Origin of the sequence: Virgisporangium ochraceum (assembly GCF_016863655.1) — a bacterium.
Lineage (GTDB): Bacteria > Actinomycetota > Actinomycetes > Mycobacteriales > Micromonosporaceae > Virgisporangium > Virgisporangium ochraceum.
The window spans coordinates 38,758-51,325 of record NZ_BOPH01000104.1 but is presented as its reverse complement, the minus strand read 5'-3'; the positions used below and the strand labels follow the sequence as shown (position 1 = coordinate 51,325).

General features: G+C 72.3%; 3 protein-coding genes. All 3 read right to left on the bottom strand.

Annotated features, from left to right (window positions below; translation table 11 throughout):
- Positions 1-4,450 (bottom strand): type I polyketide synthase (locus Voc01_RS38130; protein WP_203932554.1); only part of this gene is annotated, 4,450 nt, incomplete at its 3' end.
- A complete protein-coding gene (locus Voc01_RS38125; protein WP_203932553.1) occupies positions 4,447-9,456 on the bottom strand; it encodes a non-ribosomal peptide synthetase in 5,010 nt (1,669 codons plus the stop codon). The genes Voc01_RS38130 and Voc01_RS38125, both read right to left, overlap by 4 nt.
- On the bottom strand, positions 9,453-12,545 hold the full coding sequence (locus tag Voc01_RS38120; RefSeq protein WP_203932552.1) for a non-ribosomal peptide synthetase: 3,093 nt from the start codon (positions 12,543-12,545) through the stop codon (positions 9,453-9,455). The genes Voc01_RS38125 and Voc01_RS38120 overlap by 4 nt, the downstream gene beginning before the upstream one ends.
- Between the last annotated feature and the right edge of the window lie 23 nt (positions 12,546-12,568).

Below are 12,568 nucleotides of genomic sequence, written 5' to 3'. Positions count from 1 at the left end.
AGAGACGGTTCGGGTGGGAGCGGCCGGCTACCGTTCGCGGTTGACGCAGCCGGTCACGCAGGCCTGCCAGATCCACGCGTTCACCGCTTGCCTCGACGCGGCCGATCCGACCCGTCACGTGCACCTGTCCGGCCGGCCCGGGATCGAGGTAGGAGCGGACCGTGAACTCCCGTGTCCCGCCGGCGGTCGCCAGTGAGACCTCCAGCCGGCAGGTCCCGGTGACCACGAGGGGCCGCTGGAAGACGACGTCGGTGAGCCGGATCGGCCGGTCGTCGCCGGGGTGGACGGACTCGCGGAAGGCACGTACGACCAGGTCGATGTAGGCGGTGGCCGGGAGGACGGCGCGGCCGTCGATCCGGTGTTCGTCGAGCGGCGGGTACGTTCCGGGCGAGATCGAGAGGGACCAGTGCGTCACGTCGGCGTCCGACGGTGGCCGGTCGGCCCCGTGGTGGTCGGGCGGGCCGTCGCCGGTGGCACCGGCGGCCATGCCGACGGTGTTCCATGCGGGCCAGTTGATGGTGAGGAACCGTGTCGCCGGAAGGGCATCGGGGGGCGTCGCGTCGAGGAACGCGTTGGCCGCGGCGTAGTCGCCGCCACCGATCAGTCCGTCGACGGCCGACCGGCTGGAGAACGACACGAAGAAGTCCGGCTGCGGCCGGCCGGCGAAGGACTCCTCCAGGGCGAGGGAACCCCGTACCTTCGGGCCGAGCACCTCGGCGATCCGGTCCCGGCGACGGAACTGGATCATTCCGTCACCGGCGACACCGGCCAGATGAAAGACCCCGTTGACCGGTCCGAAGGAGGAGGTCGCGACGTCGAGTGCCCGTCGCACCGCGCGGGCGTCCGTCACGTCGCAGGACAGCGTCCGGTAGACGCCGCCGGCAGCGACGATCCGGGACAGGGCGTCCTCGATGCGTTGCGCATGAGCCTCGTCCCGGTCGTGGACTCCCCGGCGGGACAGGAGAACCAGCCGTGGCCGCAGACCGGTGCCGACGAGCGCCGCCGCCACCTCGAGGCCGAGACCACCGGTACCACCGGTGATCAGGTACACGCCGTTCCTCCGGATCGGCGTACCGACCGGGTGGGCCGGCCGGTACGGACGCTCGGAGCGGACCCACCTGCGGTCGCCGCGCACGGCGACGACCTCGGAGCGGTGCCAGTTCCGGACCTCCTCCACCAACCAGGTGGCCGCGAGGTCGGTGGCATCCACGAGTTTCGCTGAGGACCGGCTCTCCTCGAGAGCGAGGGTGCGGACCAGGGGCTGCAGGACGGCCTTGGCGCGTTCCACCCGTTCGGACCCGGACACGTCGACAGCGCGCCCGGTGAGGACCAGAAGCCCCGGCAGGTGTCCACCGGCGGCCCTGGCGCCGGCCTGCACGAGGTCGACGACGCTGTACACGCCGTCCTCGACCTGACCGTCGACGTTCTCCGTCGTCGCCGCGGGCCAGTCGTCCACCGCCCGCGCATGCACCAGCACCCGGGGGTACTCCCCGCGCGCCGCGAGGTCCGACAGGACGCGGGCCAGATCGGCGGACGAGCCGCGCCGCACGGTGTAGCCGAGAACCCCACTGGAGAACTGATCGCCGACGCGCGTCGCCACCGGCCGGAGTCCGGCCTCGTGCAGCAGGGCGACGACATCGGTCGCCCGTTCCTCGTCGTCCGGCAGCAGAACGAGGGCGACGTCGCCCGCGGGGGAGTCGTGCGGTTCGGGGACGGGTGTCTCGATCCACACGGTCGTGGAGTAGGGAGACGCCGCCTCCGGCTCACCGGCGGAGGCGGTCGTCGTCCGGTCGTCGGCGGGCGCGGCCGGGCGTTCGCCGGACGGTGTGATCCAGTGCCGCTTGCGCCGGTACGGATATCCGGGCACGACCGTGCGTCGGGCCGGGGCCCCGTCCAGGTCGGCGGTGAAATCGATGTCCGCCCCATCGACCCACAACCGGGCCACGGCGCGGCGCAGCGCCGTCCGGTCGTCGGCGGTACCCGTGCGTGGCCGGGGCAGGATGATGACCGGCGTCTCGCACGTTCCCAGATGCCGGCGGGCCAGACCCGCCAGTGACGCGCCCGGCCCGACCTCGACCGGCCGGACCCGCGCATGACCGGCGAGGGCGTCGAGCGCCCGGGCGAACCGGACCGGTTGCGTCAACTGGTCGGCCCAGAACCGCGGATCCATCGCCTCCTCGGGTGTCATGAGTGCGCCCGACGCGGCGGAGAAGACCGGGATCCCGGGAGGCCGCGCGGTCACGCCGTCGAACGCGCGGAGGAAGTCGTCGCGGGCGGCGGCCATCGCCGGTGTGTGGAAGGCGTGCGAGGTGGACAGACGGTGGTTCGGTACACCGGATCGCTGCAGGGTCCCGGCGAGATCGGCCAGCGCGTCCTCGGCGCCCGCGACCACCACCTGGTCCCGCGCGTTCACCGCCGCGACCCACGCGTCGGACCCCAGCAGCGGCCGGACCGCGTCCTCGGTGGCCGTGACAGCCAGCATCGCGCCCCGGGGCAGCGCCGCCATCGCCCGGGTCCGCGCCGCCACGAGCGTCACGGCGCAGGGGAGGTCGAACACCCCCGCCACCGTGGCCGCGGTCAGCTCGCCGATGCTGTGACCCAGCAGTGCCGTCGGTCGCACGCCCCACCGCGCCAGTACCGCGGCGAGTGCGTACCCGACCGAGAACAGCAGCGGCTGCGCGACACCGGTGTCCCGCAGCGCCGCGTCGTCGGTGGCCGACGACCAGACCCCCCGGACCGACACCCCGTCGGCGTCGAACAGGTCGAAGCACTCGTCGAGGGCGGCGCGGAACGTGGGGTCGTGACCGTACAGGTCGTGGGCCATGGCCGGGAACTGGGAACCCTGACCGGGGAACAGGAACGCCGGTGGTACGACGACCGGCGCCGCCCCGGTGACGAGGGTGTCGGCGGAGGCCAGGAGACCGGCCGCCTCGTCCGCGTCCCTCGCCACGAGCGCGGCGCGGACGGCATGCGCGGTCCGCCCGTGCTGCAGGGTGTCGACGGTGTCGCCGAATGCGGTTGCGTCGCACCGGGCGAGATGCGACCCGAGTTCGTCCCGGTAGGCGTTTTCGGCCTCGGGGGTACGGCCGGACCAGATGACGACGCGCGGCCGGCGATCGTCGGGCCGGCTGCTCCGGACGGGCGCCTCCGTGACGACGGCGTGGACGTTGGTACCGCCGATTCCGAGGGAGTTGACGCCGGCGAACCGGGGTCGTGCCGGGTCGCGCGGCCATGGCCGCAGGGTGTCGTTGATGAAAAAGGGCGAACCGTCGAGCTCCAGCTTCGGGTTCGGTTCGGAGAAGTTGATGGTGGGGGGAATCGCCTCGTTCTCCAGTGACAGCACGACCTTGATGAGCGATGTGACCCCCGACGCGTGGCCGAGGTGTCCCACGTTGCCCTTCACCGACGTCAGAGCGCACGAGCCCTGGCGCAGCCCGTCACCGTCGAGCCGGCGGAAGGCGCGGTTCAACGCGCTCAGCTCGATGGGGTCGCCGAGTTCGGTTCCGGTGCAGTGGGCTTCGACGTGCGACACCTGGGCCGGGTCCACACCCGCGATCGTGAGTGCCTCGACGACCACGTCGGCCTGGCCCGTCACCCCCGGTGCGCTGAACCCGACCTTGTCGGCGCCGTCGTTGTTGATGGCGACGGCACGTATCACCGCCCGGATGTGGTCACCGTCCGCCAACGCGTCGGACAGGCGCTTGAGCGCGACGACGCCCACGCCGCTGCCGAAGATGGTTCCGCTCGCCTTCGCGTCGAACGGCCGGCAATGACCGTCCCTTGTCAGCGGGCCGCCCTTCGCCCACCAGTGCCCGTGGCCCACCGGGAACTCGACGTCGGCGCCCCCGGCCAGCGCGATCACGCATTCACCGTTGTTCAGCGCGCGGGCGGCGAGCTGCACCGCGACGAGCGAGCTGGAACAGGCGGTCTGCACTGTCATGCTGGGTCCGCGGAGGTTGAGCTTGTAGGAGACGAGGGTCGCGATGTAGTCCGAGTTGCTGAGGACGCCGAGGGACATGCCGGCGGCGCTGCGGACCCGGTCGACACCGGGTCCCGCGTGCGAGTCGATGTACCGGTTGACACCGGCCGACCCGAACACGCCGACGTCCGACACCCGGTGCGGGTCGTACCCGGCGTTCTCGAGCGCCGCGTGTGCGGTCTCCAGGTACAGCCGGATCTGCGGGTCGCACAGCGCCGCCTCGCGGGGCGCGAGGCCGAAGAACTCGGCGTCGAACATGTCGATTCCGGGCGCCATGGCGACGGCCTTCACGTAGGCCGGATCGCGCAGCGCCTCGATCGGCACGCCGGCCGCGACGAGCTCCTCGTCGCCGGCGGTCCGGACACCCTCCCGGCCGAGGCGCAGACCCGACCAGAACTCGTCGACGTTCCCGGCGCCCGGGAACCGGCCCGCCATGCCGATGACAGCGATGTGGTCCAGGGAATCGGTCATCTCTTCTCCCTCTGACTCTCGATCCATCGCCTGACCTGTCGCCGCTCGTCAGCGGTCCGCGATCTCGGCGCGGACGGCCGGCGCCCCGGTGGCGACGGTTCGGCGCCCTCCTCGCGGGCATCGAGGAGTCCGGCCAGACTTCGCAGGTTGGGGTGGGTGAACAGTTCGGTGACCGGCAGCCCGCTCCGAAAGCTCTCGCCGAGCCGGGCGTGAAGGTTGAGCAGACCGATGGACGTGAGACCCGCTTCGAAGAAGTTGTCATCGGGACCGATGTCCGTGCCGAGCACCTCGCGCATCAGCCGGGCGAGGTGCTCGAGCGCCGGAGACGCCGTGGCGACCCGGGACGGATGGGCGCGCCGCGCGTCGGTGCCGGTGTCCGCGACGACCTTGTGGTTGGCGTCGACGTGCAACCTGTGGCCGATCGTGACGATCGCCGGAACGGCGTAGGAGGGGAGCAGCGACCGGAGGTGGCGGCGCAGCGTCGCGGGCTTCGGCCCGTCGGCGCTGGACACGGCGACCCACAGCGCGATGACCGCACCCGCCGGGGTTTCCCGCAACCGTGCGGTGGCCTGCCGGACGGCGGGATGCGCGAGCGCGGTCGCCTCGACCTCCTCCAGGGCCACCCGGAATCCGTCGACGAGCACCTGCCGGTCGCGTCGTCCGGCGAGGTGGAGGAGTCCGGACGGGTCCGTCCGTCCCAGGTCGCCCGTGCGGTACGCGCGCACCCCGGGCCGCCCACACGGATCGCTCCCGAACCCACCGGTGTCGGTGGCGTCGAGATAGCCCGTCGCCAGGCGCGCGCTGCGGACGACGACCTCACCGACCTGGCCGACTCCGGCACGCCGGCCGGGAACGGCCTCGACCACCATCTCGACGCCGGGCACACCCACCCCCACGGGCAGTGTCGTCTCGGCCCTCAGGCGGTCGAGCGGGCGCGCGGTCCGGCCCGGCGCGAGAACCTGATGGGCCGCGGCGATCTGCGGCGTCTCGGTGGTTCCGTAGCCGTTGACAATCTCGGCCGGCGTGAGGTCCCTGAGCCGGCGGACGAGCCCGACGGTCAGCGGCGCACCGGCCGCGACGATCGCCCGCACGGTGGGCAGCCGCAGATCCGGCCGTTCGGCGGCGCCCGCCACGAGCAGCTCCAGCAGCGCCGGCGTGGCGTGCACGAGCGTGATCCGGTGCCGCGCGACGCACTCCAGCAGCCGCCGGGGGGTGGTGAGGGAACCGGCCGGTGGCACCACCAACGTGCCGCCGGAACACAGCGGCACCAGGATGTCCCGCAGCACGGGGTCGTGTCCGAGTCCGCCGAGGAGCATCACCCGGTCGGCGGCAGAAGGCCGGAACCGCGTGACGTACCAGTCCAGCGCGCCGGTCAGGGGGCCGTGCGGGACGACGACCGCGGACGGCCGGCCGCTCGTCCCCGAGGTGAAGAGGATGTGACTGGCACCGGTCACCGACCGCCCGTCACTGTGATCCTCGGACCACCGCGGACCGCTCGCCGTGGCATGGACGACGTGCCGGGGACGGAGCGTCGTCCGGAGCGCGTCGAGTCGCGCGGGAGGGAGCGCGGCGTCGACCGGCGCCGGCACGCCTCCGGCCCGCCAGGCGGCCAGGAGCACGATCGGCAGGTATGCGCTGCGCTCCGCGCGGATCTCCACCACCGACTCCGCGGTGAGCCGCTGCGCAACCGTCCCGATCTCCGCGGCGAGCTGGCCGTAGGTCCAGGAACGGTCCGCGGCTTCGATCGCGATCGCGTCGGGTGCCGTGGCGCCGAAGCCGAGCACCCGGGCGACCAGCCGGTCGGACGGGACGGCTGGCGCGACGGGGAGCGGCGCACCGGGGCCGGGCGGACCGGCCGGCGGCAGGACGGGGCTGGCCGGGGTGACGGGCCGGCCGTCGAGGATCCGGTCGAGCAGGTCGACGCAGTGCCCCAGCAGCGCCACCGCCACGTCGGCCGGCACCCGGTCGGATGCGTGCACCAGCTCCAGGCGCAGACGGCCGTCGTGCGCGGTGAGGTAGAAGTTCAGGTCGAACAGGGCCGTGTCGCCCGGCGGGCTGACACCCGATACTGAGATGCCCGGGATCGTTGGTGGTGGCGCCGCGTTGGACAGGTCGTTGAACCAGACCTGGAACAGCGGATTGCGGTGCGGTCGGGACGGCCGGTCGCACGCGGCGACGATCTCCTGGAACGGCAGCCCGCTGTGCGCGACGGCGGCCAGGTACCGGTCACGGACGTGCCGGACCAGGCTCGGGAAGTCCTGCTGGGCACACGTGTCGATCCGTATCGGCAGTGTGTCCACCAGGAACCCGACCAGGTCGTCGTCGCACGCCCGGCGCCTCGCGGAGGAAGGGATGCCGATCACGACACAGGGCTGGGCCGACCAGGCGCACAGCACGGTGGCGACGACGGACATGAACACCGCCGCCGGTGTGACCGCCGTCCGGCGCGCGTACGCGTCGACGCTGGCCGTGCGCTGCGCGCCCAGGTCGCGTCGGACGCTCCCGCCGCGCAGCGACGGTACCGGATCCGCCTCACGGCAGAACGGCAGTGCCAGCTCGGGCGGGGTGCCGTCGAGAACCGTCCTCCAGTACCCGACGTCGTCGGCGGTGCCGCGGTTCTCCCCGGCCGTCCGCGCGGCGAAACCGGCGAACCGGGGTGCCGGCGGCAGATGCGGCGCACGGCCCGCTGATCGTGCCGCGTAGGCCGTGGCGAGATCGGCGAGCACGATGTCCACGCTGCGTTGGTCGGCGACCAGGTGGTGCAGGGACAGCACGAGACACCCGTCGGTGTCGTCGGTCGTCGTCAGGAGACCCGCGCGTAGCAACGGCGCGTCGTCGAGGGGGATCGGGACGGCGGCCGAGCTCCGGACGTGTGCGTGCACCACGCTCTCGCTCAGCGGTGCGTCGGTGCGCTCGACGGTGAACGGCACCTCGACACCCGCGTCGTGGCGCAGGAACGGGTGGCCCGTGTCGTCCTCCACCACCCGCGCGCGCAGGGAGTCGTGGCGGGCGACGACGTCGTCGAGGGACATGCGGAGGGCGGTGACCGAGATCGGGCCCGTCAACAGGAGCGCGGTGACGACGTTGTACCGCACGGCGTCGGGGTGGGTCCGGGTCAGTAGCCACAGCCGGCGCTGCCCGGGTGTCAGCCGGGAGACCGCCGTGTCGGCGACGGGCGCGGTGTCGGTGACGGGCGCGGCCCGGGCAGCGTCGGGAAGCGTCCGCGCGACCAGCCGGCGCAGGCCGGCCAGCGACAGGTTGTCCCGGAGCAGGTCGGCCAGCGTGACCTCCACCCCCGCATGACCACGCAGCCACGCGGCCAGCCGCACCGCCGACAGGGAGTGGCCGCCGAGGCTGACGAAACCGGTGTCCTCGTCGCGTTCTGCGGCGTCGGCCCGCAGCAACCGCCACCACCCGGCGGCGAGCTCGTCCACCTCGTCGTCGCAGGGTGGCCGGTGGTGGTCACGGACGAGCGTCTCCTGGATCGCCCGACGGTCCACCTTGCCGGTGGCGCCGAGCGGCAGCGAGTCGACCCAGAGGAACTGCGCGGGAACGAACGCGGGCGGCAGGCGGGTACGGAGATGATCGCGCAGGTCGGCGTCGCCCGGACGGGGAACGCGCGCCGCGCCGATCAGCGCCGCCGCCAGGCGTGGGCCGTTCTTCGCGGGCACGGCGACGACCACTGCCCGCTCGATCGCCTCGTGCCGTTCGAGCGCGTGCTCCACCTCGCCGGGTTCGACGCGGACACCGCGCACCTTTACCTGCCCGTCGCGCCGGCCGAGGTACTCGAGCCCGGCGCCCGGAACGACGCGAACGAGGTCCCCAGTCCGGTAGCATCGTTCGGCGCCGATGGTTCGGAAAGCGGACGCGGTCAGGTCCGTGGCCCCTACGTAGCCCAGCGCGACCGGCATGCCCCCGATCCACAGCTCTCCCGAGTCCGCCGGCCGCCCGGTCCGCTCGTCGAGGACGTACAGGTCGGTGTTGTCGATCGGCGTCCCGATCAGGATCGGCCGGTCCGGGGTCCAAGCGGTGGGTACGGTCCAGTGCGTCACGTCGATGGCCGCCTCGGTGGGACCGTAGAGATTGTGCAGACGCGCTCCGGTCCGGGCGCGTACCCGTGCGACGGTGCCCGCGGACAGGGATTCGCCGCTGCAGACGATGTCCCGTAGCGGCGCGTCGAGAAGCTCGGGAGCGTAGCGCAGAACCTCGTCGAGCATGGATGGCACGAAGTGGCAGATCGTGACGTGGCGTCCGCGGACGAAGCGGGCCAGCGCCGCCGGGTCACGATGGTCGCCCTCGGGCGCCAGCACGCACCGTGCACCGGTGATCAGGGGCAGGTAGAGCTCCCACCCCGAGACGTCGAACGTGTACGGCGTCTTCTGCAGCACGGCGTCGTCCGGGCCGACACCGTAGTGGCGCGCCATCCAGACCAGACGGTTGCACAGAGCATCACTGCCCTGGAGCACACCCTTGGGAGTGCCGCTGGAACCGGACGTGAACATGACGTACACGGGGTGGTCGGCGCCGACCGGCGGAAGCGCGCGCGGACCGGCCGCGCCGTGGTCGTCGGCCGGCACCGCGATCCGGGGACGCGAGGCGAGCGGTGCGACCAGTTCCCTGTCGTCCGTCAGCACGGCCAGTGGCTGCGCGGCGGTGACCATCTCGGCGACGCGCCGCGCCGGCTCCTCCACGCCGAGGGGTACGTACCAGCAGCGTGCCTTCAGAATCCCCACGAGCGCCACGAGCAGGTCCACCCCGCGCGGCATGACGAGCGCCACGGCGCCCGACCGCCCGTCCGTCGCGGCGAGAACTCGATCCGCCAGCACGTCGCTCCGCGCGTCCAGTTGTCGGAACGTCAGCCGGCGGTCGGAGTCCTCGCAGGCGATCCGGTCGGGCCGGGACAGCGCGACGTCACGGAACAGCCCGGGAAGACCGAACGGCGCCGGCATCGCAACCCTGTCACCGCGCAGCGTCGGTGCGATCGGAGCGGTAGCGTCATCGCTCATGAACGCACCGTGCCGGCGACCGGTGACGCGGCCAGCACGCGCGCAAGTGCCACCGGTGTCGGCGCCTCGAACAGCGTCGACAGCGAGGTCGGCCGACCGGTGAGACGGGAGATCCGCGTCACCAGTTGCGCCGCCGACAACGAATGGCCACCGTTGACGAAGAAGTTGGCCTCCGGTCCGAGGTCCGCACGCCCCAGCAACTGGCACCAGAGTTCGAGCAGCTGGTGGGTGAGGTCGTCGGGGGTGGCGGGGGACGCTCCGCCGGCCTCGTCCGGCCAGGTCCGCCGCTGGGCCATGCGCGTCAGCTCGCGATGGTCGATCTTGCCGTTCGCCGTCAGGGGGAACTGCCCCAGCACGACGAACCGGCTCGGCACGGAGTAGCGGGGGAGCAGCCGCGCCGCGTGTTCCCAGACGTCCTCGACGAGACCGGGTCGCGGCGACGACCGGAGGAACGCGACGAGGTGCCCGTCGGACGTCGGATCGCCGACCAGGACGACCGCCGCGGACCGGACGCCGGCGTGCTGTTCGAGTACCGCCTCGACCTCGTCCAGTTCGATCCGGTGCGCGCGCAGCTTCACCTGCCGGTCGTCCCGGCCGGTCAGCTCGACGGCGCCGTCGTGCCGCCACCGGCCGAGATCACCTGTCCGGTAGTACCTGCCGTGGACGGGGTCCGTGTGGAACCGCTCCGTCGTGAGTTCGGGCCGGCGCCGGTAGCCGGCGGCGACCCCGTCCCCGGCGATGCACACCTCGCCGGGCAGGCCCGGTGGCTGTTCGCGTCCCGTCCCGTCGAGGACGAGGATGCGGGTGTTGGCGATCGGCCGTCCCACGTGCACCACGTCGCCGTCGGCCGCCTCGATGCGGCTCGACGTGGACCAGATCGTCGTCTCGGTCGGCCCGTAGACGTTCCAGAGGGTGCACCCGGTGCCGACCAGAGCGGCCGACAGCACCGGCGGCAGCGGCTCCCCGCCGCACAGCACCCGCCGCCCCTTCAGACATCCGCCGGCCTCGCCGGCCAGCATGCGCCAGGTCGTCGGTGTGCCCTGGAGGATACCGACATCCTCGTCCCTCACCAGTGCGGAAAGGACCGCCGGGTCGCTACGGGCGTCGTCGGGGGCGACGACGACCCGGGCGCCGACGGTGAGCGGCAGGAACAGTTCGAGAGCGGAGATGTCGAAGGCGAAGGTGGTCATCCACAGGCATGATTCGCCCGCTCGTGCGTCGAGCTCGTCGGCGAAGTGGGACACCACGTTGGCGAGATTGCCGTGCGTGATCTCGACGCCCTTCGGGGTGCCCGTCGACCCCGACGTGTAGATGATGTACGCCAGCGACTCCCGCTTCACCGGCGCCGCCGGCGCGGGGACGACGTCCGCAGTTTCGGCCGGAACGCGGCCCGACGGCCCGGATGCGCGGATCACCGTGGTGCAGACCGCGGCGACGTCCTCAGGCGGCTCGCGGTCTGTGACCAGAAGCGAGGCGCCGGAGTCGGAGATCTGGAACGCGAGCCGCGACGGTGGGTGCCCGGGATCCAGCGGCAGGTAGGCCGCGCCCACCGACCAGACCGCGAGCGCGGTCGCCGCCAGCTCCGGGCCGCGCGGCAGGGACACGGCGACGACATCGTCGGCGAGGACCCCGGCGTCCGTCAGCCGGCCGGCCAGGAACCGGGCCGCTGTCGCCAGTTCCCGGTAGGTGACGTCGGTGGAGCCGGACCGGATCGCCACCGCGTCCGATCTGCGGGCACACTGTGCCGCGAAGGCCGAACCGACAGTGCTCCACCGCGTGTGGCGACGGGTGTCGTTGGCGGTCGTCACGGTCCGTCGGTCGCGTTCACTCCACCGGACGGAGTCGTCCAGAGGCTGCCCGGGGTCGAGCGCCACCGCACGCAGGAGCGCGTCGTACCTGTCCACCAACGCCTGGACATCGTCGGCGTGATGCAACTCCGTGCTGTACACGACGGTGATTCCGGTGCCGCCCTTCTCGTGGAAGACGGCGAACTCCAGATCGAGCCGGCTCAGTCCCTTGTCGACCGCGATCAGCGTCGCAGGCATGCCGCCGATCTCGACGCGACGCGTCACCGCGGGGCGGAAGTTGAACATGTGACGGAACAGGGGGGTCCGCCAGCCGAAACCGGCCCGGTCCAGCTCGGGCATGAGTACGTCGAACGGTGCGTCCGCGTGGGACAGCGCCGTGAGCATGCGATCGCGGGTGTGTGCGACCAGATCACGGAAGGTCGTCGCGGTGGACATGTCGATCCGGAGTGCGAGCGTGTTGACGTGGTATCCGATGCTGTCGCTTCCGGTGGAGTCACGTATGTCGATCGGAACGCCGACGACGAGATCCGATCCGGCACCGTGAAGTCGCAGGAGCAGACAGAACGCGGCCAGCGCCACGATGTTGTCGGTGGCCCTGAGATCACGCGCCAGCTGTGTGAGCCCCCGATGGGACGCATCGGACAGCACGTGTGTCAGCCGGGAACCCGTGAAGGTCGGGTCTGCGGGTTCCGGCCGGCCGATGCCGAGCTGCATCGCCGATCGGTCGACGCCCTGCAGCTCGCGGTTCCAGTACGCGAGGCTCTCCTGCGTGACGGGGCGTTCGACGTACCGGCCCGCCGTGGCCCCGAGTTCTGCGGGCGGCTCCTCGGAGTCGGCGAAGCCGGTGTAGAGAGCGGCCAGCTCGCGGACGAGAATTCCTTCGGACGTGGCGTCGAACACCAGGTGGTGCACCACGAGACAGACCACGTCGCCGTCCGGACAGAGAAAGTGACCGGCCCGTAGGAGGGGTGCGGCGGCCGGGTCGAAAGGGCGGGCGGCGTACCGTCGCAACTCGTCGGCGAGGGCGGCCTCGGACGTGTCGAAGACGTCCACTTCGACATCGCACGCCTGCTCGTCGAGGACCACCTTCGTCGGAACGTGGCCCACCGCGGGAAAGGCGGTACGCAGCGCCGGGTGGCGCATCACCAGGTGGTTGACCGCCGCTCGCAACGGCCACCACCGGAGACGGCCCGGCACGCGGACCGCGACCGGAAGATTGCTGACGGCCACGTCCGGCGCCAGGTGCTGCAGCGTCCAGAGCGTGTGCTCCTTTGGGGTCACATCGGGGGTCACGAGTATGCCGC

Coding starts and splice junctions, on each gene's coding strand:
- Voc01_RS38125 (WP_203932553.1), bottom strand. CDS start 9,456: ATGAGCGATGACGCTACCGCTCCGATCGCACCGACGCTGCGCGGTGAC.